The sequence below is a fragment of the Pseudomonas sp. PF05 genome (assembly GCF_056521845.1).
Genome location: NZ_JBWLPW010000002.1, coordinates 437723 through 460859, shown reverse-complemented (window position 1 = coordinate 460859; position 23137 = coordinate 437723). Strand labels below are relative to the sequence as shown.

Genomic DNA, 23137 nt, shown 5'->3' with positions numbered 1-23137 from the left:
GTGTTCCTTAAGGGAAGTGCATGAAGTCCCGGGGACTATCACGTGCGGGCACAACGCAAACAAGGAACAGACCCAGGCCATTTGTGCTTAACTGTTCGCTAAAAATTAGAGAACACTTAGCCAAGAGTGCCAGCCGTGGACCTGAAGATCGATCGCAACGTTGCCGAACCCGTGATCCGGCAGCTCGTGACGCACCTCATGGGCTGGATCAACGCCCATGGCATCCGCCCCGGCGCGCGCATGCCATCCATTCGCCAACTGGCCCGGGAAAACGGCCTGAGCCTGTCGAGCGTGATCAAGGCCTATGACCAATTGGTCGCCAGTGGGGTGCTGGAATCCCGGCATGGCGCCGGTTTTTTTGTCGCGCAGCAGGGGGGCCGACCCATGGAGCCGGAACCCGAAACGGATAACGCGCGGTGGCGGTTGTTCGACAATGAATCGACGCAGCTCAAGCTCGGTTGCGGCTGGCTGCCCGACGCCTGGCGCGACGACACCGACCTGGGCCAGGCGATCCGCCAAGTGGTGCGCAGCGACAACCACGCGTTGTTCAACTACAGCACCCCGTTGGGCTCGCCTCATCTGCGCCTGCACCTTCAAAAGCGCCTGGGCCTGATCGATATTCATGTCGACCCGGCGCAAATCATCACCACCCAAGGCGCCAGCCAGGGCCTCGACCTGCTGGTGCGAACCCTGCTCAAGCCCGGTGACCTGGTGCTGGTGGAAAGCCCCGGCTACTACAACCTGTTCAACCTGCTGAAACTGCATGGGGTCCAGACCCTGGCGGTGCCAAGAACCGCGCAAGGCCCGGACATCGCCCGCCTGGAACAGCTTCTCGGCGAGCATAAACCCTCGTATTTCTTCATCAACAGCATGTACCAGAACCCCACCGGGACCAGCCTGGCGCCGAGCGTGGCCTATCGTCTGCTGCAGCTGGCAACGGCCCATGACTTTCGCCTCATCGAGGATGACATCTACGCCGACTTCCAGAATGGCCCGACGTCACGCCTGGCCTCCCTGGATGCCCTGGACCGGGTGATCTACCTGGCGAGTTTTTCCAAGACGCTGTCCAGTTCGCTGCGCATCGGCTACGTGGTCGCTCACCCCGAAATCATCCAGCGCCTGGCCGAAGTCAAGATGATTACCGGCATCGGGTGTTCGCTGCTGGCGGAAAACGTGGTGGCGACGTTGCTGGCCAACGGTGCTTATCGCAAGTTGATCCAGCGCTTGCGCCAGCGCCTGAACAAGCAGATGGCGAGCACGCTACGCCAGTTGGACCCGGCCCACTGGGAGGTATTTGCCGAGCCGATGGGAGGCCTGTTCGTCTGGGCCAGGCCTCGACGCCTGGCGGCACAACGGGTTCAGCAGATCGCCCGGGAACTGCAAATCCAACTGTCCCAAGGCTCGACGTTCCTGCCCCAGGGCGAGGCGTGCGACTGGTTGCGGTTGAACGTGGCTTATACCCAGGATCATCGTGCGCAGGTGTTCTTCCAGCGGGTGGAGCAGGAGTCGATTGCGGTAGGCCAATAGGGTATGGGGGGATTGTTCTGGCGCCATCGCGAGCAAGCTTTGCTCCCACAGGGGAGGGCCGGGGCCAGTCACAAGACTTGTACCCACTGAAGATCTCTGTGGGAGCAAAGCTTGCTCGCGATAGCGGACTAAACGGGCACAAAAAAAATAACAGTGTTAATGGGAATAAATATCAAACGGGAATGAGTTGTTGTATCTTTCGCGACACATTCTTGTCAGCCTCCAGATGTGGTGGCTTTTTTCCATTAGGATTGTGCATCGATGCGTCGGATTCTCGTTTCACTGTGTGTGCTCCAGGCTTATTCCGTTTCCACCTGGGCAGAAGAGTCAATCCCTGCCACCCCGTCGACCCTTGAGCTGCAAGCCACGGACATTGTCGGCACTGCAGACTATGAATCAGCCCAGGGCCCGGTGAAGGGCTATCACGCCACCCGTTCGGCCAGTGCGACCCGCACCGACACGGCGATCCATGAAACCCCGCAATCCATTTCCGTGGTGTCCCGCGACGTTGTCGAAGACCTGGGTGCCACGCGCCTGCAAGACGCCCTCGATTATGCCGGCGGGGTCGGCCGGGGCAACAATTTCGGCGGCCAGGGCCTGACCACCTTCACCGTACGCGGTTTCACCACCGGGGAGTTCTACCGCAACGGTTTCCCGATCAACCGTGGCTACCCGAACATGCCGGACGCCAACACCATCGAGCGACTGGAAGTCCTGCGCGGTCCGGCCACCATGCTCTATGGCCGTGGCGACCCGGGCGGTACCTTCAACGTGGTGTCCAAGCAGCCGTTGGCCGAGCGCACGGTGACCCTGGGCAGCCAGGTCAGTGACCAGGGGATGCGTCGCGGTACGCTGGACGCGTCTGGTCCGTTGGATGAAGAAGGGCGCTTGGCTTATCGCTTGAACGTGATCGGCGAGGGTGGCGACACGTTCCGCGACCACGTCGAGACCGAGCGTTACGGCATCGCGCCCGTGGTGACCTGGCAGGTCAACGACACCACGCGCCTGACCTTCGAAGGCGACTTCATGCGCAACAACGCTCCTCTGGACCGCGGCTTGACCCATTACGCCGGCCAGCGCGGCACCGCGTCGCGCGATACGTTCTTCGGCGAGAAAGACGCCGGCAAGCTGCACAACGACAACAACATGCTGCAGGTGCGTTTCGAGCACATGCTCAACGACGACTGGACCCTGGCCGGCGGTACCCAATGGCTCGACGGCACCCTGCAGGGCAATGCCGTGGAAGGCAACGGCATCGCTGCCGATGGGCGCAGCCTGGGTCGTAACTTCAACTACCGCAAGCTGGAATGGACCGATCGCGACACCCAGCTCAACCTCACCGGGCATTTCTCCACCGGCGGGTTCGAGCACACGCTGCTGACGGGCATCGAGTATGAAGACTACGACTACCAGTCCATCATCCAACGTTCCGCCGCAGGTGCTGGTGCCTACCCGATCGATATCTTCGACCCGGTGTATGGCCAGCCACGCCCGGCGTTGACGCGCACGCCCACCGATGACCAGGAAAACCTCAAGACGTTTGGTGTGTTCGTCCAGGATCAGGTGGCGCTGACTGAGCGTTTGAAATTGTTGGCCGGGGCACGTTTTGAGCGGTTCGAGCATAAGTACAAGACGTTCGTGACCGACACGGGAAACTGGAACGTGAGCGACAGTGCCGTGACCCCGCGGCTGGGAATGATCTACGACCTGACCGACACCGTGGCGGTGTATGCCAATACCGCTCGTTCGTTCAAACCTAACACCGGCCGCAGCAGCGCAGGGGGAGGGTTCAAGCCGGAAGAAGGCAAGTCCTTCGAAATGGGCGTCAAGTGGGAAGCACTGGATCGCCAGTTGAGTGTCGACGCTGCGGTGTATCAGATCGAAAAGCGTAACGTACTGACCCCCGATCCAGTGGACCAGGACTTCAAAGTGGCCGCCGGCGAAGTGCGCAGTCGTGGTTTCGACTTGAATGTGGCGGGTAATTTGACGCCGCAGTGGCGCATGATCGGTGGCTACGCCTATGTGGATGCCGAAGTGATCAAGGACAATAGCATCCCGTCCGGCACCCGCTTGCTCAACGTGCCCAGGAATGCCTTCAGCCTGTTGAACGTCTACGAATTCCAGGACGGTGGCCTCAAGGGGCTCGGCCTGGGCCTGGGCGCCAAGTACGTCGATGAGCGGGCCGGTAATACGGCAGCCAGCACCTTTACCATGGACAGCTACACCGTCGTCGACCTGCTCGGCTACTACAAGGTCAACGAGCGGATTCGCCTCAACCTGGACCTGAAGAACCTGTTCGACGCCGATTACGAAGAGGGCGCGTTCGGTGGCGTCTACGCCTACCCAGGTGCACCGCGGACTGTGCAGGCTGGTATTTCCTACACGCTCTGAGTTCCGTGTTTCATGAAAACCCCGAAGGTCCGGCCTTCGGGGTTTTTGTTTTTTACCACTTGCCTCTTTACCACTTGCCTGTGCTCATCCCGCCGTCCACCGGCAGTATCGCGCCCGTCGTGAAATCAGCGCCCGCCAGGTACAACACCGCCTCGGCAATTTCCTCGATGGTGCCCACGCGACCGGCCGGGGCCAGGTTGTCGAGGAATTCGCGGTGCGCCGGGTCGTGCATGGGCGTGTCGATGATGCCGGGGGCGACCGCGTTGACCTTGATGTTGTGGGGCGACAGTTCCAGGGCCAGGGCGCGGGTCATCTGGTTGACCCCGCCCTTGATCAACACCGGCAGCGCTGCTGGCACCTGGATGTTCGGTTGCAAGGCCACGGCGGCCGAAATGTTGATGATGAAGCCTTGCTGGCGCCCGATCATGTGCGCGGCAGCGGCCTGGCTGGCGTAGACCAGGCCCTTGAGGTTGGTGTCCAGCAGCGCGTCCAGGTCTTGGGGGCTGTATTCGACGAAGGGTTTTGGCAGGAAGAACCCGGCGTTGTTCACCAGCCCGTCAACGGCGCCAAACACCTCGACGGCTTGGGTGATGAGGGTGGTTGAAGTGGCCGGGTCCGCGATGTCGCCGGCCACGCCGAGGAAACCGGCCGGGTGGCCGAGGTCGGCGGCGGCAGCCTCCAGGCCAGACGGGGAGCGAGCATTGCCCACCACGTTATACCCCCGGGCCAGGAACGCCTTGACCAAACCCAGGCCGATCCCGCTGGACGCGCCGGTGATGATGACGGTTTTGTTGAGACTCATGATTGACTCCTGATCACATTGAGTTGAACCGGTACGCCTGTGTTGGCGGTGGTTGAGCTCAGGGTATTGATGCGCCAGGTTTTGATAAACAAGGGTTCTGGTACTTGAGTTGATACATCATGTAATCAATCTGAAATGCCTATAAATCCCTGTGCGGGCTTGTCAGGCTGTCCGGTTGGCGCGCAGAAAAAAGCCCGGTCAATCGGACCGGGCTCGGGAGGGGCAGAGCGTTATTCCTTGGGAAGGCTTCGATACTGCGTCGTCGTCATCCCCGCGTATCCCCAATTATCCGTGTCGACTTCCTCGATCACGATATGGGTCAAGTGCGGATCCTTGCCCAGCACACGCTGGAGGGTTTCGGTGATTTCAGAAATCACCTGGGCTTTCTGTTCACGGGTGACGCCGTCTCGGGTAATTCGCACATTGACGAAAGGCATGGTGCACTCCAGCTGATGGGAAATGGACGCAGGACAACGCCCGCGTGTTGGAAGGTCACTGTATTTATACGCCGCAGACTGATAAACAGGCTTTTTGAAACTTCAGTTGATACGCGGTGTAATGAATCATGAAGCGTCATTTCGAAGACCTGCAATTGGGCAGCATAGAACTGTTCTGCCTGGCGGCGGAGGCGGGCAGCTTCACGGCGGCGGCGCAGTTGGCGGGGGTAACCCCGGCGGCGGTGAGCCGCTCGATCTTTCGCCTTGAAGAGCGCCTGGGCTCACGGCTTTTCGTGCGCACCACTCGCAGCATTCGCCTGACCGAAGCCGGCAAGACCTATTTCGAGCAATGCCGCCAGGCGTTGACGCAACTGGTCGAGGCGCAACAGGAAATGATGGGCGCGCAATCGGTGCCGTCCGGGCAGCTGCGTATCAGCCTGCCCACCACCTACGGCCATCACCGCATCCTGCCCTTGCTGCCGACCTTTCGGGCCCTATACCCGCAAGTGACTGTGGACCTGCACCTGAGTAATCGAAACATCGATTTCGTGGCCGAAGGTTATGACCTCGCCATCCGGGTGCGGGCCCAGCCAGACTCTTCGATGATCGCCCGGCTGCTGGAAGACGCAAAACTGGTGGTGGTCGCGTCCCCGGACTATCTGCGCAAGGCCGGCACGCCGCAAACCGTCGAGGACCTGGACGACCACGAGTGCATCCAGTTCGAATTGCCCAGCAGCGGGCGACGGATTTCCTGGTTGTTCAAGGTCGATGGCAAGGAAAAGGAGGTGTTCGGCGAAGGAGGCTATTGCTGTTCGGACGATGTGCTTGGTGGCGTGACGCTGGCCAGGCATGGCGCTGGGCTGTTTCAGACCTACAGGTTCATCGTCGAGCAGGAACTGGCCAACGGCAGCTTGGTGGAAGTACTCCAGCCTTATGCGGGGCGGTCGCGGCCGTTCACCTTGCTGTACCCCCATGGCCGCTACGTGCCGCAACGGGTGCGCGCCTTCGTGGACTTCCTGTTGCAGTACCGCCAGCAATGGGCGACGGATTGAAGTCACTGTGACCTGTGGCGAGGGGATCTAGCGAAACGTCGCATCGCCCCGCTGAGCACTGTAGGAGCTGACGAGTGCAACGAGGCTGCGATCTTTTTTCTCCAGACGCTTGAGTCCCAGGCGAAAAATCAAAAGATCGCAGCCTTCGGCAGCTCCTACAGGATCCAGCCCAGCGGGGCGGTGCGACGTTTCGCTAAATCCCCTCGCCACAATGAATCACAGCGGCTTCAAGTTGCCAGGACGCGTTGCGCGGAAAATTTCTCCATCAGAACCGAAACGCCTGACGACCGATCAGCAGCCACTTACCATTCTTCTGTTTCTGCCAGACCTGGAAATTCTCGATCTCCGTCGGTACCACCTCAGTGCCCTTGAGCGCCTGTGCCGAGAAATGGTGGCGCACCAGCGCCACATCACCGGATAGGGTGATTTTCTGGTTCTTCATTTCCAGGGTCTTGAACGCGCTCTTGCCCGTTTCGATGTCGGCGATGAAGGCTTTCTTGTCCTGGATCTTGCCGCTGGAGTGCCCGTAGGTCAGGTTCTCGGCGGCCAGTGCCTGGAGTTGTGGGATGTCTTTGTGCAGCATGGCTTGGGTCAGGTGGTCGACGGCCTGGGCCACTTCCTGCTCGGCCGATGAAGTGGCTGCCGCTGCGTAGCCGCTGAACAGGCACAAGAAGCCGATGACCAATGTCGCTTTTTTCATGGGGATTTCCTTATTTTTGTAGGTATCTGGAGCGCGAGCGATGGGTGCTCGTCGGTCATCGTACAACTAGGAGTGGGATGTTGGCAAACCAGCCGGGTGCATGGCTCAAGAGCGCTGACAATGTGGCGAGGGAGCTTGCTCCCGCTGGGCTTGTGTAGGAGCTGCCGAAGGCTGCGATCTTTTGATCTTGATCTTTCGCTTTGGACTCAATGTACAGAGGAAAGATCGCAGCCTCGTTGCACTCGTCAGCTCCTACAGCCCAGCGGGAGCAAGCTCTCATGGAACAAATTGCAACCTGTGATTTTTAAGGCTGAAAATACATATCGATCGGTCTATGAGGAACCGCAGGTAAATATCGGGCAAGGTGCCATTTGATAACGCAACAAGTTGTAGCCGGTTAACTGTAGGAAAATTCCCCAAAGCATCCGTCAACGTATTATCTATGGCATGACTTTGTTTAATATCGATGAGCCAAAGCGTCCCGTAAGACCCTGTATTTACATCAATACAGCCCCAAGAAATAACGAAGAAAAGTCGCCCTGTTTAATTTCCGTAAACATATCCAGCGCGACACGTTTAAATACATTCCACATTGCGCCTGAAAGGCTACGAGACCTTGCGTCCTTACTTACGCATGCGTCAGAATCCGCCGGCTTGTGCGCTTTGCCCCTGGCCTCTATCGTTTACCTGCCACTGCCCATCAGTGGTCGGGTTTAGTCGCCCATCAGGTTTGGTAAGGTGCTTGAGCACCGTTCAGTCAGGTCATTTATATACCTGCACTAAATGGTGGTTGTGCGCAGGGCGTCCTCGGGCGCGCCGGGTTTTACCAATTCCTACCGGTCGACTAACCTGCGTACAGCCGCCACCCTTCTTTTAGTCGAGAACGGTTGCAGCTCCAATGTAGGAATTGTCACTTATGTTCAAAGTAACTCCCAACCCCCCGGATATCGATTCGGTACTCTACGGCGACTCTCTCGACCCCGAAAAGTTGAAAGAGGCGGCAGACCGCGCGCTCAAGCATTACCTGAACCCCGGGGCGACGAAAACGCAGATACCGCCCCGCAAGCCCAGCACGATCTTCACCATCGACGCAGCGGTGGATGACGAAACGTTACTCGTTGAGGCGTGCGAGTCCTTGGCATCCGCCAGCGTGATGGTCAGCGACCTCACCGAATTGACGGACGGCCCAAGACGCCAAACGATGCTGGTGCTGCAACGGGTCATCATGTTGGGTGAGTTAGCGGTCAATCGAGTACTGGATAACCACAAGCCTGGGTAGTCGCCAGGGAGTGTTGTGGGGGGCGCGGCAAGCGCCCTCACAACCTAAGTCCACGAAGCTCGGTGGAACGTTGGCCCCCGTCAGGCCCAACCGCATGGGCCCTGTTGCTCCGCCTTCACAAGCCCTCCCGAACCGCCCCCCGAATCCCCTCCAGCAACAGGGTGAACGCCGGGTTGTCGTTGTCCTCGCGCCACACCAGGTGCAATTCGCTTTGCACCCCTTCGCCCAGGTCGATCTCGCGAAACACCACCTGCTTGAACACCACGCTGGTGGCGCAACGCGGTACCAGCGCCAGGCCCATGCCGGCGTTGACCAGGGCCAGGATCGTCAGCGACGACCCCAGCCATTGCACGAAATGCGGTGCGACCCGGGCCGAACGCAGCATGCCGGTGAGCAGTTCATTGAAGGGCGGGTAGGCGGCGTGGGAGTACATGAGGAACGGTTGGCCGTCCAGGTCCTGGACGCTGACGGATTCGGCACTGGCCAGGGGATGTCCGGCGGGCACCGCCAGCACGAAGGGTTCGCGCACCAGGCATTCGGTGGCATAGCCGGTTTCCAGCAGCGGCGAGCGGACGATGCCCAAGTCGATGCGCCGAGCGCGCAGGGCTTCGTGCTGCTGGTAAGTGTTCATCTCCGCCAGGACGATTTTGACCTGGGGCTGTTTCAGCCGGGCCTCGGCAATCACCTTGGGCAGAAACTCGTACACCGCGCTGCCGACGAAGCTGATGGTGACCGAGCCGATGTCGCCCTGGGCGAAACGCCGGGCCGCCACGGCAGCTTGTTGCGCCTGTTCCAACAGGTTCTGCGCCTCAATGAAAAACGCCCGGCCGGCGGCGGTGAGTGCCACGCTGCGGGTGCTGCGGGTGAACAGCTCGACGCCCAGGTGGTGCTCCAGCAATTGGATCTGCCGGCTCAGCGGAGGTTGGGTCATGTTCAGGCGTTCGGCGGCGCGACGGAAGTTGAGTTCGGTCGCCACGGTGGTGAAGCAGCGTAGCTGGGCCAGTTCAAACATTGATTCAATCCAGGTATCAATCAAGTGCCAAGTTAGATTAGACGGGAACAATCCGCCGCGTCCATCATCGTCGACCCGCTGGAAAAAAACCAAGCCTGACCCCTGGCCTATCAGGAGCCGCTGTATGAAGATCAAACGCGTTACCGTCACCCCCATCGCTTTTCGCGATCCACCCTTGCTCAACGCCAGTGGCATCCATGAGCCGTTCGCGCTGCGCTCGATCATCGAGATCGAGAGCGATAACGGCTACATCGGCCTGGGGGAGAGCTACGGCGATGCGCCAGCCCTGGCGATCCAGCAGCAGTTGCAGAGCCAGTTGATCGGCCTGGATCCGTTCAACCTCAACCAGTTGCGGGCCATCGTCCAGGCGACCGTCGCCGCGCAGAAACCGGCCAGTGTTGCCGGTGCCGAACTGGCGCCGGGTTCCCACGCGAGCAAGGCGGTGAGCAATGCCTATTCGGCGTTCGAAGTGGCTTGCCTGGATTTGCAGGCCCACTACCTGAACGTACCGCTGGTGGACTTGCTGGGCGGCGCGATTCGCGACGAGATTCCGTTCAGCGCGTATCTGTTTTTCAAGTACGCCGAGCACATCGATTCGCCGTATCCGCCCGACAGTTGGGGCGAGGCGCTCGACGAACAGCAGATCGTTGCCCAGGCCCGGCGGATGATCCAGGACTACGGCTTCAAGAGCATCAAGCTCAAGGCCGGCGCCCTCGATCCAGAGCATGAAGTTGCCTGCATCAAGGCGCTGAAACGGGCGTTTCCCGGCTACCCGTTGCGCATCGATCCCAATGGCAACTGGTCCCTGGAAACCTCTATTCGCATGGCCGAGCTGCTGGGGGATGACCTGCAGTATTACGAAGACCCGACGCCAGGACTGGAAGGCATGGCCGAGCTGCACAAACGCACAGGGTTGCCGCTGGCGACCAATATGGTGGTCACCGACTTCGATGAGTTCCGTCGTAGCGTGGCGCTGGACAGCGTGCAGATCGTGTTGGCCGACCACCATTACTGGGGCGGCCTGCGCGACACCCAGGCCTTGGCGAAAATGTGCAGCACCTTCGGCCTGGGCGTGTCGATGCATTCGAACTCGCACCTGGGCATCAGCCTCATGGCCATGGCCCACGTGGCGGCCTCGGTGCCGAACCTGGACTACGCCTGTGACACCCATTACCCGTGGCAGGAGCCGGATGAAGAAGTGATCAAGGGCGGCAAGCTGCCGATTGTCGACGGTTGCGTGAAGATCACCCGGGCCCCGGGCCTGGGCTTGGAACTGGACCGGGATCAACTGGGCAAGCTGCATGAGCAGTTCCTCAGTTGCGGCATCCGCCAGCGCGACGATGTGCGCCAGATGCGCCGCTACCGGCCGGACTGGAAGACCGTCAAGCCGAGGTTCTGAGCCGAAGGCGAGGGGCAGTTGTGGCGAGGGGATTTATCCCCGCTGGGGCGCGAAGCGGCCCCGAAACCTGATATCTCGGTACGCCCAGAAAGATCCAAGGGGCTGCTTCGCAGCCCAGCGGGGATAAATCCCCTCGCCACAGGTCAATGTATTCAAGCTCAACCCCACATCCTCCCAGGCCGCCCTGCGGCCCACACCCAAAGTACCGCGCCCGTCGCAATCGCAGTCTTACACCCAAACTGCCGCGCCGGGCCGGCGCTGCCAAAGCATCCGCCAATTGCCTCCAAGGCAGCGTATGACGCGCCCGGGCGCCTTTCGATAATCGCCTCCGACATCCCGTCCCCTGTTGCGGAGCGCGCCATGCACAACAATAAAAATACCCGCCAACGTTTTTTGCCTGCGGTCATCGTAGGTGTTTCGAGCCTGGGCCTGATGCCTGGAGCCAACGCCGAAATCATGCTGTACGACAAGGACCAGACCACCTTTTCCACCGACGGCTACATCAACGCCTTTTACGTCAACAGCGACGTGGACCGCGCGGGTGAGCAGTACGACCGTCGGCAGGCGCGGGTCAAGATGGGCTTCTTGCCCAACTACCTGGGTTTCAACATGGGCAAGCAGGTCGATGACCTCAAGCTCGGCGCCCGGGCCTCGTTCTGGGTGACCATCAACGACAGTGAAACCAATGGCACCGACACCGCCATCGACGTGCGCCAGTTCTACGGCACCGTGGCGAACCCGGAGTGGGGTGAGGTGCTGATCGGCAAGGACTTCGGCCTGTTCGCCCGCTCCAACATCCTGCTGGACGAACTGCTCGCCGGTTACGGCCAGGTCAGTGACACCCTGGGCTTGGTGGATGGCGGTGGCGTCTCGTTCGGCAACATCGGCAGCGGTTATCCGTATCCGTTCCCGACCTCGCAGATCACCTACCGCACCCCGGTGATGGAGGGCTTGCGCGTGGCGGTGGGGATCATGGACCCGGTGGACACCAACGACAACAGCGCCACGGGCAAGGCCTATCAGGAAAACCCGCGCACCGAGAGCGAGATCACCTACCAGTTCGACCTGGGCGGGGCGAAGATCTACAGCTGGCTCAACGGCAGCTACCAGACTTCGGACAACACCGACGCCAGCGTCGAATCGGTCACTTCCAAAGGCCTGGGGTACGGTGTACAGGCGAAAATGGGCGGGTTGTCGCTGACCGGCTCGGGGTTCCAGGCCAAGGGTATCAACCCGTTCTTCACCAACAATGCCGGTGAAGCCACCCTGCGCAATGTCGACAGCAAGGGCTACCTGTTGCAGGGCTCCTACAAGCTGGGCAAGAACCGCCTGGCGTTGTCCTACGGCAAGACCGATGACGACGGCAACGGCGTGGTGGGCAGTGGCGCCGATTACGAAACCCGTGGCGTCGCGCTGTTCCACGACATCAACGACAACCTCAAGCTCGTGGCCGAGTACAACCAATTCGAAATCAACGGCCACGATACCAGCGCCCAGAACGAAGACACCGATACCTTTGCGGTGGGGGCGGTGCTCACCTGGTAAGAGTTGGAACCTTTGGGTCCGACGCCGTCTGTGGGAGCAAGCCTTGCTCCCACAGGCCTTTGCTATTGGGGGCTGCGCATCAGCCCCTTTTTTTCAGTGTGACGTCCCCTCGGCGAACTCGATCTTGTTGCCGACGTTGTACTTGCCCGAAGGCTTGTTCATGGGCAGGCGCTTGATTTCCTTGAGGGTGTTGCTGTCGTAGACGATCAGCGCGCCATCGGTATCCCAAATGCTCAGCAGCAGGTAGCGGCCATCGCGAGTGAACTCGACGTGGGCGGCGGTTTTGCCGGGCATCGGCCGCAGGGTGTGGGCGATTTCCAGGGTCTGTTTGTCGATCAGGTGGATGGCATCGTTGTCCGGGCCGAAGAACACGTCGGTCCAGGCGTAGCGCGAGTTGGCGTGGCTGCGCAGGAAGAAACCCGGCCCCAGCGTGGGGATCTGCTTGATGACTTTCCAGGTGTCGAAGTCGATCACCGAGATCAGCCCCTTGCTGATGTTGGGCGTGGCGAACACCCAGCGCCCGTCGCGTTTCCAATAGGTCCCCGAGCCCAGGTGCGGCATGCCCGGCAGGGCGATGTCGGTGACGATCCGCCCGGTGTCGAGGTCGATCACCTGGCCGCCCTGGGCCTTGCGCGAGGTAGCGAGCAATTGTCGGTAATCGGGCGAGAAGGAAAAATCATCGAGGTAATCCTCGGCCTCGATACGCCTGGGCACAAAGTCCGGATTCGGGCCGGTGGACAGCTCCCAGACCTCCTTCACATCTTTCAAGGCCACGATGAAGCTGTTGCGCGGCGGCGCGGTATAGACCGCACTGACCCGCGACGCCTGGCCGTCCAGCCCCACCGTTGCAATCGTCTTGACCAGTGACAGGTCGCGGGCATCCAGCACCACCAGGTTGCCCGGCAGGGTGTTGCCCACCAGCACCCAACGCCCGTCCTTGCTCACCGCCAGGTTGCGGGTATTGAGCCCGGCCCGCACCTCGGCGATGAGCGTGAGGTTGTGCAGGTCGTACAGGCTGATCCAGCCGTCCCGGGAGGCGAAATAGACGAAGCGTCCGTCCGGCGAAAACTTCGGTCCGCCATGCAGCGCAAAGTGTGAGGCGAAGCGCGTCAGGACCTCGAAGCGATCGCCGTCGACGATATCGATATGATGATCGCCAGCTTCCACCACCACGAACAGGTTCAGCGGGTCGGCGTTGTGCTGGGGTTTATCGGGCAGGGTGGCGACATCCGCCAACAGGCGATGGCTGCGGCGAGTGTCGTCCTCGCTCCAGGTCGGTTCGACAGCGGGTGGACGCTGGAGATAGTGGGTCAGGCCATCGATCTGCGCAGGCGCCAGCACCGCACCGAACGCCGCCATCTGGCTGGCCGGGCGGCCGTTTTCGATCACCTGGCGGATTTCATTGGGCTTGATCCGACTCAGGCTCTGGGGCAGCAGCGCCGGCCCGGCACCGCCGATGCGATTCACCCCGTGGCACTGCTGGCAGTGTTGCTGGTAGTTCTGTTCGGCCAACGCCAGGTCCGGTTCAGGCGCCGTGGCGCCGTGGACGGCGCCGATCCACAGCAATGGGGCAAGCCAGCCGATTCTCATGAGGCCACCCTCGCGACACCTGGCCGGAGCGGTAGGGCCGGGTGCAGGCGGGCCGGATGCTCCAGTACCTGATGGGCAAACAAACCGACCACCTTGCCGATCACCGTCAAGGTCGGCAGGCCTTCGGCGCAGGCCCGCGCCATGTCCGGCAATTGCTCGAGCGTGCCGCGCAGGACCTGTTGGTCGGGGCGCGTGCCGTTGCTGATCAGCGCCGCCGGCGTATCGGCCGCCAGGCCCGCTGCGATCAGCTGTGCGGCGATGGTGCCGAGGTTCGACAAGCCCATGTAGAACACCAGGGTCTGGCTGTCGTCCGCCAGGCTTTGCCAGGGCAGGTTCAAGTCGCCTTCGCGTTGCAAATGACCGGTGATGAACCGACAGGAATTGACCAGGTCGCGATGGGTCAGGGGAATGCCCGCATAGGTGCTGCAACCGGCCGCGGCGGTGATGCCTGGCACGACTTGGCAATCGATACCATGGGCCAGCAGATACTCCAGCTCCTCGGCGCCGCGACCGAAGATGAACGGATCGCCACCCTTGAGCCGCACCACCCGTTGTCCCTGGTCGGCCAGCTCAACCAGCAGTTCGTTGATCTGTGGCTGGGGCAAGCTGTGGCAACCGGCGGCCTTGCCGACGTAGTGCCGGGCGCAGGTCAGCGGGATCAGGCCGAGCAATTGCGAGCTGATCAAGCGGTCGTAGACCACCGCGTCGGCCTGCATCAACAGGCTCCAGGCGCGCAATGTCAGCAGGCCCGGGTCACCGGGGCCGGCGCCGACCAGGGCGACTTCACCCGGTCTGAAAGGAGATTGCAGGGCAGCGGGCAAAACGATGGAGGCAGGCATGGGACTTCCTTGGTTCGGTATCAGGTTCGCCGTCGGTTGATCAGGCGCAGGGCATCGCAACGCTGGGGATCGCGTGCACGCCGATTTCTTCGTCGCTGAGGTGGCAGCCGGGGTCCTGGCCCCACAGGTCGCCGTCGGCCCAGGCCCGGGTGCGGGTATTGCCGTTGCAGATCGCCAGCCAGCGGCATTGCCCGCAGCGGCCGCCCACGGCCCTTGGGTGTTCGCGCAGCTTCAGCAGCAGGGCATCGGGGCGATCGAGCCAGAGGGTCTTGAATGGCATCTGGCGGACATTGCCCACCGAGTGCTGCCACCAGTAAGTATCGGGATGAACCTCGCCGGTATTGTCGATGTTGGCGATGCCGCTACCCGACGCGTTGCCGCCCCAGGCCCGCAGCATCTGCTCCAGTGCGCCGTAGTGTTGGGGCAGGCGCCGGGCGACCCATTGCAGCAACAGGATCGCGTCGGCGTCGTTGTTGCCGCTGACGAAGTCACTGTCATGGCCCTGTTCGATGTCGCGCCAGGCCCGTTCGAAGATCAAGGTCATGGCCTCGCGGCTCATCTGCTGATGGGCATCGAGCTTGCGACTGCGCTTGCCCCGGCCGCTGTAGTTGAGGTGCGACAGGTAGAATTTCTGTACGTCGTACTCATTCATCAAGTCCAGCAAGCGCGGCAACTGGGCATGGTTTTGCTGGGTGAGGGTGGTGCGCAACCCGACCCGGATGCCTTGCTCGCGGCAAAGCCGGATGGCCGCCATGGAACTGGCGAAACTGCCCTTGAGCTGCCGGAACTCATCGTGGGTCGCTTCCAGGCCGTCGATGCTGATGCCCACGTAATCGAAGTTCGCCGCCGCAATCTGTTCGATATTGGAAGCGTCGATCAGCGTGCCGTTGGTGGAGAGGGCGAGGAAAAAACCTTTGTCGCGGGCATAGGCGCTGAGTTGGAACAGGTCTTCGCGCAACAGCGGTTCGCCGCCGGACAGGATCAACACGCGCACGCCGGCATCGTGCAGGTCATCGATGACCTTAAGCGCCGCCGCGGTGTCCAGTTCATCGCGAAACACGCTGTCGGCCGACGTTGCATAGCAGTGCTTGCAGGTCAGGTTGCAACGCCTGAGCAAGTTCCAGATCACCACCGGCGGGCGGCTGCTGCCCGGTGGCGCGACACGTGGGGCGGGGCATTGGCCGGCCAGGGCTCGCAGGTAGTGGCTGATCCTCAACATAAAGCGCTCCTTCCTTGTGGGAGCAAGGCTTGGTGCGAGCAAGGCTTGCCCGCGATGAAGCCGATGCGGTCCTTCATAAAACCGACGCCCCTGTTTCGCCAGCAAGCGTTGCTCCCACGGGCGACAGGCGCAGGCCGGTTTTTTTCAGGATGCGGCTGCTCACCAGCATGTCGTCGGCGGCGCAGGCGTCCCCCAGCAGGTAGCGCAGGTGTTCGCGGTAGCTATCGATTTCTTCGCGGCTGCGGCCATGGACCATGGCAAACAGGTTGTAGCGCCAGCCGGGCCGGCGCGGACGCCGGTAGCAGTGGCTGACGAAGGGCTGCGCCCCCAGCAGGGTGCCGAGACGCGAGATGTCGGCATCGGCCACGTCCCACACCGTCATGCCGTTGTGGCGGTAGCCCAGGCGATAATGATTGGGCACGGCGGCGATGCGGCGGATCGCGCCTTCGGCCTGCAGGCGCTTGAGCAGGTCGAGGGTCGATTCCACGCTCAGTTCCAGTTGTTCGGCCAGCCAGGCCCAGGGGTCTTCGAGCAAGGGCAGGCCGGCCTGGGTCAGTTCCACCAGGCGCAGTGCCAAGGGTGTTTCATCCAGCCGTGGCGATGCTTGCCACAAAGACTCAGACGGGGAAATACAGGCCGACATGGTAGGTCTCCTCTTTGGGCAGGTTCAGCGGCACCAGGCCGGTCAGGTGTTCGATGCGCAGCAGGGTGTCGTTGATCGCCTGTTCGCTGGGGCAGGCGAGCACGAACCACATGTTCCAGGTGTGCTCGCGGCGGTAGTTGTGGGCGACCTCGGGCATGTCCGCGAGCAACTCGGCGATGGGCTCGAAGCGCGGCTCGGGCACCGCCAGCGCCGCCAGGGTGAATGCACCGCCCAGGCGATCGATGTCGAACATCGGGCCGAAACGGGTGAGTACGCCGTCGTTGAGCAGCTCATGCAGGCGGTCGAGCAATTCGCTACTGCTGCTGTCCAGCTCCTGGGCCAGGGCTTGCCAAGGATGACGCACCAGCGGCAGGCCCAGTTGCAGGCGATTGATCAGGCGGCGGTCCAGGTCATCCATCGATACGGGCTCCGACCGGTGCGGCGTAACGTCCGCCGCATTGCTTGAACAGGTGTGTGCTGAACAGCAACTGGTGGGGCAGGTCGTCCAGCAGATGCTCTTCAAGCAGCGCCTGGACATGGGCCTCGACACGGTCACGCTGGCGACCGTGGATCATGCAGAACAGGTTGTATTGCCACTGGGGCAGGCGCCTGGGGCGTTGGTAGCAAAGGCTGATGCCCGGCGCTTGCCCGAGGCGGCGCCCGACTTCATCGACCAAGGCGTCCGGCACGTCCAGCACCAGCATGGCGTTGGCGGCAAACCCCAAGGCGCGATGGTTGACCACCAGGCCGACACGGCGGAACAGCCCCTGTCCATGCCAATGCTGCACCTGCTCGAGCACCTGTTGTTCGCTGGCCTCGATCTGCTCGGCCAGGGCCTGGAAGGGACGCGAAGTCAGGGGCAGGCCGGTTTCCAGCAGACGGCGCAGTGCCAGTGACTGTTGTTCGCTCAGGGCGTTTTTCATGGGGTGGCCTCCAGGGCAAAGCCCAGGTCGATGCGGTAGGCGGTCAGCATGGGCAGGTCCAGTGGCGTGAGACCGGTGTCGTTCTCCAGTTCCTGGAGGATGTTTTCCAGGTGGGCGCGGTTGGGGCCGGTCAGCACGAACCACAGGTTGTAGCGATGTTCGCGGGCGTAGTTGTGATTGACTTCCGGGTATTGGCTGATGCGCGCGGCCACCTGGTGCAAGCGGTCTTCGGGCACGGCCAGGGCGGCCAGGGTGCTGGCCCCGGCCCGGGTGTGTTCGAACACCGGGCCGACCCGCGACAAGGTCCCGGCCACTTGCAGGTGCTGCAGGCAGTCGATGACCTGGGCTTCGCTGCAGCCCAGGGTCTCGGCCATGGCCCGATAGGGCTCGGCGCACAACGGCAGGCCGTGCTGGAATCGATCGATCAGGCGTCGCGCCAGTGAGCTGTGTGTCATGGTCAGTACCCTGGTTTGTGCGCGCGACTGCTGAAGAAAATGCCGCTCGGGCTCAGGGCCGGCAGGCTGCCCAGGCGTTCAAGTCGATACGGGTCCCAGACCTGCACTTGGCCACCGTCCCGGGCGGACAGCCACAGCTGGTCACCCCGTGCGGTGAATTCCATGTGCAGCACCGCTGGGCCGGGCCGCAGGTCGGCGACGATGGCGTGGGTCTGGGTGTCGATGACCTGGACGCGGTCGTTGTCCGGGTAGGCAAAGTTGACCCACAGCTGCCGACCGTCCGGACGTGCCGTGACGAACACCGGTTGGCCGGCCACGGCGATCGCGTCGGTCTGCTGCCAATTTTGGGCGTTCATCACCAACACCTGGTGATGCCCGACGGCAGGCACGAAGGCTTGCTGGTCGGCCAGGGCCCAGCCTTCCAGATGCGGCATCTTGTACACCGGGAGCCGCTCCTGGCCGCGGCCGTAATGCCCCAGCACCCGTTTCACGCCGTGCTCCGGGTGCCACAGGTCAAGTTGGGCCATGCCGTCTTCGCCGAACAGCCCGGCCATGTAATAACGCCCGTCCGGGGTGATCAGCGCGTCATAGGGTTGCTGGCCGATGGCGGTGAAACGCTCGATGCGCGGGGTGAGGCCGAGGCTGAAGTCGGCGGTCCAGATCTCGCCGGTGTCGAACAGGCTGAACACGAAGCGTTGTCCGGGCGCGTCCACCAAGCCGACCACCCGTGAGCGCTTTTGGCCGCCGGGCAACGGCGTGGCCGGGATGTCGGCGACCTGTTCCAGGGTCTGGGCATCGAACACCTTGACCCCGCCGGGCTCGTAGTTGGAGACGGCGATCAGCTTGCCGTCCTGGCTGATTGCACCGCCGATGCTGTTGCCGCCCTGGATGATCCGGCGCTCGATGCGCATCCTCAGCAGGTCGACTTTGCTCAGGCCCCCGTCGCGGCCGAACACGTAGGCGTAGCGCTGGTCGCGGGAGAACACCACCGAGGCGTGGGACAAGTCGCCCAGGCCTTCGACGCGGCCCAGGGCGGTGCGGGTGTCGCTTTCAATGATTTGCAGGCTGCCGGTGGCGCGCTCCACCACCACGCCCAGATCGCCGGTGCCGCGCAATGGTGTCTGGGCGCAACCGCAGAGCAGCAGGGCGATGGCCGTGGAGGACAGGAAAGAACGGATCATGAGGCGGGTTTTCCTTGAAGGAGCCGGTCCACCAGCCAGCGAATGTCGGCGGGCGCAAGCAACGGTGCCCAACCGGGCATGGCGCTGCCGGGCCGTCCGAGGGTGACGGTGGCGATGAGGCTGTCGCGGGATTTTCCGGCCAGGGCTTCGTGGGTCAGGGGCGGGCCGAGGCCGCCGGTCATGTACAGGCCGTGGCAGGCGCCACAATCCTGGTCCAGCAGGTGTTGCAGTTGCACCTGGCGCTGGCTGTCGGGAGCGGCCAGCACGCAGGAAGAGAAAACGAAGAGGAGGGTGGCTATCGCGGTGCTAAAGCGGTGTCGTTCCATGACGTCCTCCTGAATGAAAGAGTGCTGCCTTTGTAGCGGCTGGGCCTGTAGACGCTGTGTAGGAGCTGTGTAGGAGCTGTGTAGGAGCTGTCGAGTGCAACGAGGCTGCGATCTTGTCCCTGACAGTTGAATCTCAAGCGAAAGATCAAGCGAAAGATCAAGATCAAGATCAAAAGATCGCAGGCTTCGCCAGCTCCTACAGGGCCCTGCGGGAGCAAGCTCCCTTGGGTGGTTATTTAAGGGTCAAGACCCACGCAGCCAGGATCTTGGCTTCTTCTTCCGTCACGGGGTTGGCCGGCATCGGCATCGGTCCCCAGTTGCCTTGCGTACCTTCCTTGATGTGCTTGGCGAGTAAATCCTGTGCTCCGGCGACGCCGGCGTTTTTCGCCGCGACGTCCTTGAGGGCCGGGCCAACCACCTTGGTGTCGATGGAGTGGCAGGCCGCGCAGGGCTTGCTCTTGAACAGTGTCGGGCCGTCTTGTGCCAACGCCGGCAGGCTGGAGGCGGCAGTCAAGGCCAAGGCAATCAGAATAGGCTTCATGGTTTTTCCTCTTATTGATGGGGCTCAATAGATGTCGTGTTGAGTGTTGTAGACGTTGAATTTTCCAGTGGGGGTGATCAGGCGTTTGTCCTTGATCACGTTCTTGACCTTGAGGGTCTTGTCGTCGATCACCACCAGCGCCGACTCATCTTCCTGGCCACTCCAGACCGAGAACCAGACCTCGTCGCCGGCCTTGTTGTATTCCGGTTGCACCACACGCAACGCGCCTTTCTTGATACCGGCGTACTCGGCAATCGGCAGCACGGTGTAGCCGGCGTCGAGCTTGTCGATGTTGAACACCGCCACTGACTGGCTGAGCTTGGCGTCGGGGTTGAGGGTGGTGTCGACATACAGGTGACGAGACGCGGGGTGAGTCTTGATGAACAGCGAGCCGCCACCCTGGCCCTGGAGCGAGTCGACCTGTTTCCAGGCGTATTGCGGGTGATTGACCGGGTCGGTACCGATCAGCGAAACCCCGGCATCGCCCAAGTGGCTGGTGGCCCAGACTGGTCCGTAGAGAGGATGGTTGAAGTTGGCGCCGCGTCCCGGGTGCGGGGTCTTGCCGACGTCCACCAGGGCGGTGAGCTTGCGTTCCTTGGAGTCGATCACTGCGACCTTGTTGGAGTTGTTGGCGGCCGTCATGAAATAGCGATGGCTGCTGTCCCAACCGCCGTCATGCAGGAACGGCGCGGCGTCGATGCTGGTGATGGTGAGGTTCTTGATGTCCTGGTAGTTGACCAGCATCACCTTGCCGGTTTCCTTGACGTTGACGATGAACTCCGGCCATTCGTGGGAGGCGATGATGGCCGCAACCCGTGGCTCAGGATGGTACTGCTGGGTGTCGACGGTCATGCCCCGGGTCGAGACGATCTGCTTGGGTTCCAGGGTCTCGCCGTCCATGATGGTGAACTGCGGCGGCCAGTAGGAACCGGCGATGGTGTACTTGTCTTCGTAGCCCTTGAACTTGGAGGTTTCCACCGAGCGGGCTTCGATGCCCACCTTGATTTGCGCGACCTTGGTCGGCTCTTTCGGCCACAGGTCGATCATGTCGATCTTGGCGTCCCGGCCGATCACCAGCAGGTAGCGACCCGACGCCGAAATGCGCGAGATGTGCACGGCATACCCGGTGTCGATCAGCTTGACGATTTTCTTGCTGTCGCCATCGACCAGGGCAATCTTGCCGTCGTCGCGCAGGGTGACTGAAAACAGGTTTTGCAGATTGAGGTTGTTGAGCTGTTTGGTCGGGCGGTCCTCGGGCTTGACCAGTACTTTCCAGGTCTTGAGGGTTTCGGCCATGCCCCATTCCGGTGGCGTCGGTGGGGTGTGCTGGATGAACTTGGCCATCACCGTGATCTGGTCTTTGGTCAGGGCATTGGAGGTGCCCCAGTTCGGCATGCCGGCGGCCGAGCCGTAGGTGATCAGCGCCTCCAGGTAGGCCTGGCCGCGCGATTGGGTGATGTCGGGGGTCAGCGGCTTGCCGGTTGCGCCTTTGCGTAGCACACCGTGGCAACCGGCGCAGCGCTGGAAGTAGATCTCCTTGGCCGAGTCGAAGTCGGCCTGGCTCAGGTCTGGCGCGCCTTCGGTCTTGACCACGCGGGGTGGTTCCGGCGTAGCGGTTTGGTCGGCGAAGGCGTGGGGGGCGGCCAGTGCTGTACACAGCGCTGTGACCCGCAGGGCCCACGATTTTTTGTGGCTGATCAGCATTCCATTTCTCCTCAGGCATGACCCGCGCTGCGCTGTAATTGACATTCGGCGCGCAGGTTCTTGGTGCGGTGCAAGGCTATGCCCAGGCCGGTGGTTAGCCGCTTGACGGCGATCAAGTTTGCCGGCCGCAGCCCTTGCCAGGTTGTCGCAGGGCACCGTAGCGTGGCCTGCAATCGTGTTGTCTGATCAGGCCTTGCCATGAACGCTATCCACACTTTGCAGCACCCCGACGAACCCTTTTATCAACCCCAGGACAACGAGCAGGCGATGTTCGAACAGGCCTGGCATCACGGCATGCCGGTGCTGATCAAAGGCCCGACCGGCTGCGGCAAGACCCGTTTCGTCCAGCACATGGCCCACCGCCTGAAACTGCCGCTGTACACCGTGGCCTGCCACGACGACTTGAGCGCGGCCGACCTGGTGGGGCGTCACTTGATCGGCGCCCAGGGCACCTGGTGGCAGGACGGGCCCTTGACCCGGGCCGTGCGCGAGGGCGGCATCTGTTATCTGGACGAGGTGGTCGAAGCGCGCCAGGACACGGCCGTGGTATTGCACCCGCTGGCCGATGATCGTCGGCAGCTGTACCTGGAACGCACCGGCGAAGTGCTGCAGGCGCCGCCGTCCTTCATGCTGGTGGTGTCGTACAACCCCGGTTACCAGAACCTGCTCAAGGGCATGAAGCCCAGCACTCGCCAGCGTTTCGTGGCGATGCGCTTTGGCTATCCGGCGGTGGCCGATGAAGAGCGCATCGTCGCCCGCGAGGCAGGGGTTGATCTGGCCCTGGCGGCCCAGGTGGTGCGATTGGGACAGGCGCTGCGCCGGCTCGATCAGCATGACCTGGAGGAAGTCGCCTCGACGCGCCTGCTGATTTTCGCCGCGCGCATGATCGGCTCCGGCATGGATCCGCGCCAAGCCTGCCTGGCGTGCCTGGCCGAGCCATTGAGTGACGACCCGCAGACCGTCGCTGCGTTGATGGATGTGGTCGATGTCCACTTTGGCTGAAACCGTTGCCGTGCCCCGGCGTTTGCCCGGGGACCTGGCGATGTGGTTTTTCATCCTCGCCGAGCTGTCGGTGTTTGCGTTGTTGATCCTGGCGTTCACCGTCGCCCAAGCGTTGTACCCGCAGACTTTCAGCGAAGGCCGGCAATTGCTGGACCGCTCCACGGGCCTGGCGATGACCCTCAGCCTGCTGACCGCCGGCCTGTTCGCGGCCCTGGCCCAGGAGCAAGTCCGGCAGGACCGGCCGCGTCGAGGCGCACTGTTGTTGTGTGTGGCGCTGTTGCTCGCCTGCGGCTATGTGGGGATCAAGCTCACGGAGTACGCCCATCTGTTGGCGAGCGGCCTGGGCATGGAGCACAACACGTTCTTTACCTTGTACTGGATCCTCACCGCGTTCCACTTCCTGCATGTGCTGCTGGGCATGGTGATCCTCGCCTGGCTGGCCGAGGGTTGTCGGCGACGTCGCTATGGGCCGCAGCGCAACAGTGGGCTGGAGTCCGGCGTGCTGTATTGGCACATGGTGGATCTGGTCTGGGTGGTGTTGTTTCCGGTGGTCTACATCCTTGATTGAGC

23 protein-coding genes are annotated in these 23137 nt (G+C 62.1%); 8 read left to right on the top strand and 15 right to left on the bottom strand.

Features of this window, described 5'->3' with window-relative positions; genetic code table 11:
• The first annotated feature begins 135 nt into the window (after positions 1-135).
• Together AC09SL_RS07095 and AC09SL_RS07090 are read left to right on the top strand one after the other, a co-directional pair.
• The gene (locus AC09SL_RS07095) at positions 136-1527 is read left to right on the top strand and encodes an aminotransferase-like domain-containing protein (protein ID WP_058546331.1); all 1392 of its coding nucleotides are present in this window, start codon (positions 136-138) and stop codon (positions 1525-1527) included.
• A gap of 261 nt (positions 1528-1788) precedes the next feature.
• Positions 1789-3918, top strand: coding sequence for a TonB-dependent siderophore receptor (locus AC09SL_RS07090; protein WP_058546332.1), 2130 nt, complete (start codon positions 1789-1791; stop codon positions 3916-3918).
• A 67-nt stretch (positions 3919-3985) separates the two neighbouring features.
• Here the strand turns inward: AC09SL_RS07090 and AC09SL_RS07085 are convergent, their stop codons facing one another.
• Entirely contained in the window at positions 3986-4720 is a 735-nt protein-coding gene (locus tag AC09SL_RS07085; RefSeq protein WP_058546333.1) for an SDR family NAD(P)-dependent oxidoreductase, read from the bottom strand.
• Positions 4721-4950: 230 nt separating this feature from the next.
• Complete coding sequence (locus tag AC09SL_RS07080) at positions 4951-5157, bottom strand: tautomerase family protein (RefSeq protein ID WP_003202537.1); 207 nt, start codon at positions 5155-5157, stop codon at positions 4951-4953.
• A gap of 128 nt (positions 5158-5285) precedes the next feature.
• Here AC09SL_RS07080 and AC09SL_RS07075 point away from each other — a divergent pair, with 128 nt between their 5' ends.
• Positions 5286-6209: a LysR family transcriptional regulator gene (locus AC09SL_RS07075; RefSeq protein WP_058546334.1), complete on the top strand. Its 924-nt coding sequence runs from the start codon at positions 5286-5288 to the stop codon at positions 6207-6209.
• Positions 6210-6474: 265 nt separating this feature from the next.
• Here the strand turns inward: AC09SL_RS07075 and AC09SL_RS07070 are convergent, their stop codons facing one another.
• A complete protein-coding gene (locus AC09SL_RS07070; protein WP_058546335.1) occupies positions 6475-6909 on the bottom strand; it encodes a nuclear transport factor 2 family protein in 435 nt (144 codons plus the stop codon).
• A gap of 916 nt (positions 6910-7825) precedes the next feature.
• On the opposite strand from AC09SL_RS07070, the gene AC09SL_RS07065 reads away from it, so the two are divergent.
• The gene (locus AC09SL_RS07065) at positions 7826-8188 is read left to right on the top strand and encodes a DUF6124 family protein (protein WP_058546336.1); all 363 of its coding nucleotides are present in this window, start codon (positions 7826-7828) and stop codon (positions 8186-8188) included.
• Between the two features lie 115 nt (positions 8189-8303).
• Here the strand turns inward: AC09SL_RS07065 and AC09SL_RS07060 are convergent, their stop codons facing one another.
• A complete protein-coding gene (locus AC09SL_RS07060; RefSeq protein WP_058546337.1) occupies positions 8304-9200 on the bottom strand; it encodes a LysR family transcriptional regulator in 897 nt (298 codons plus the stop codon).
• A 124-nt stretch (positions 9201-9324) separates the two neighbouring features.
• Between AC09SL_RS07060 and AC09SL_RS07055 the strand changes: the two genes are divergently transcribed.
• Together AC09SL_RS07055 and AC09SL_RS07050 are read left to right on the top strand one after the other, a co-directional pair.
• Complete coding sequence (locus tag AC09SL_RS07055) at positions 9325-10599, top strand: glucarate dehydratase family protein (RefSeq protein WP_058546338.1); 1275 nt, start codon at positions 9325-9327, stop codon at positions 10597-10599.
• Positions 10600-10959: 360 nt separating this feature from the next.
• Complete coding sequence (locus tag AC09SL_RS07050) at positions 10960-12144, top strand: porin (RefSeq protein ID WP_058546339.1); 1185 nt, start codon at positions 10960-10962, stop codon at positions 12142-12144.
• Positions 12145-12237: 93 nt separating this feature from the next.
• Here the strand turns inward: AC09SL_RS07050 and AC09SL_RS07045 are convergent, their stop codons facing one another.
• The 11 genes from AC09SL_RS07045 to AC09SL_RS06995 all read right to left on the bottom strand — a co-directional run bounded on the left by AC09SL_RS07045 (position 12238) and on the right by AC09SL_RS06995 (position 21565).
• Positions 12238-13734 (bottom strand): nitrite reductase, encoded by a 1497-nt coding sequence (locus AC09SL_RS07045; protein WP_058546340.1) that lies wholly within the window; start codon positions 13732-13734, stop codon positions 12238-12240.
• Positions 13731-14573, bottom strand: a complete 843-nt coding sequence (gene cobA, locus AC09SL_RS07040) for a uroporphyrinogen-III C-methyltransferase (protein ID WP_064106809.1) — start codon at positions 14571-14573, stop codon at positions 13731-13733. Before cobA ends, AC09SL_RS07045 begins: the two co-directional genes overlap by 4 nt.
• 40 nt (positions 14574-14613) lie before the next feature.
• Positions 14614-15792: a heme d1 biosynthesis radical SAM protein NirJ gene (nirJ, locus tag AC09SL_RS07035; protein WP_058546341.1), complete on the bottom strand. Its 1179-nt coding sequence runs from the start codon at positions 15790-15792 to the stop codon at positions 14614-14616.
• 73 nt (positions 15793-15865) lie between these two features.
• Positions 15866-16435, bottom strand: a complete 570-nt coding sequence (ahbB, locus tag AC09SL_RS07030; RefSeq protein ID WP_081264406.1) for a siroheme decarboxylase subunit beta — start codon at positions 16433-16435, stop codon at positions 15866-15868.
• Positions 16410-16853 (bottom strand): Lrp/AsnC family transcriptional regulator, encoded by a 444-nt coding sequence (locus tag AC09SL_RS07025; RefSeq protein WP_058546342.1) that lies wholly within the window; start codon positions 16851-16853, stop codon positions 16410-16412. Before AC09SL_RS07025 ends, ahbB (AC09SL_RS07030) begins: the two co-directional genes overlap by 26 nt.
• Positions 16846-17358, bottom strand: coding sequence for a siroheme decarboxylase subunit beta (gene ahbB / locus AC09SL_RS07020; protein ID WP_058546343.1), 513 nt, complete (start codon positions 17356-17358; stop codon positions 16846-16848). Before ahbB (AC09SL_RS07020) ends, AC09SL_RS07025 begins: the two co-directional genes overlap by 8 nt.
• A complete protein-coding gene (locus AC09SL_RS07015) occupies positions 17355-17813 on the bottom strand; it encodes an Lrp/AsnC family transcriptional regulator (RefSeq protein WP_058546344.1) in 459 nt (152 codons plus the stop codon). Before AC09SL_RS07015 ends, ahbB (AC09SL_RS07020) begins: the two co-directional genes overlap by 4 nt.
• Before the next feature lie 2 nt (positions 17814-17815).
• The gene (locus AC09SL_RS07010) at positions 17816-18994 is read right to left on the bottom strand and encodes a cytochrome D1 domain-containing protein (protein ID WP_058546345.1); all 1179 of its coding nucleotides are present in this window, start codon (positions 18992-18994) and stop codon (positions 17816-17818) included.
• Complete coding sequence (locus tag AC09SL_RS07005) at positions 18991-19320, bottom strand: c-type cytochrome (protein ID WP_058546346.1); 330 nt, start codon at positions 19318-19320, stop codon at positions 18991-18993. Before AC09SL_RS07005 ends, AC09SL_RS07010 begins: the two co-directional genes overlap by 4 nt.
• Positions 19321-19552: 232 nt before the next feature.
• Complete coding sequence (locus tag AC09SL_RS07000; protein ID WP_058546347.1) at positions 19553-19861, bottom strand: c-type cytochrome; 309 nt, start codon at positions 19859-19861, stop codon at positions 19553-19555.
• A 24-nt stretch (positions 19862-19885) separates the two neighbouring features.
• The gene (locus AC09SL_RS06995; RefSeq protein WP_058546348.1) at positions 19886-21565 is read right to left on the bottom strand and encodes a cytochrome D1 domain-containing protein; all 1680 of its coding nucleotides are present in this window, start codon (positions 21563-21565) and stop codon (positions 19886-19888) included.
• Positions 21566-21832: 267 nt separating this feature from the next.
• Here AC09SL_RS06995 and AC09SL_RS06990 point away from each other — a divergent pair, with 267 nt between their 5' ends.
• On the top strand, positions 21833-22567 hold the full coding sequence (locus tag AC09SL_RS06990; RefSeq protein WP_371856181.1) for a CbbQ/NirQ/NorQ/GpvN family protein: 735 nt from the start codon (positions 21833-21835) through the stop codon (positions 22565-22567).
• Positions 22551-23135 (top strand): cytochrome c oxidase subunit 3 family protein, encoded by a 585-nt coding sequence (locus AC09SL_RS06985; RefSeq protein ID WP_058546349.1) that lies wholly within the window; start codon positions 22551-22553, stop codon positions 23133-23135. Before AC09SL_RS06990 ends, AC09SL_RS06985 begins: the two co-directional genes overlap by 17 nt.
• Positions 23136-23137 lie beyond the last annotated feature (2 nt).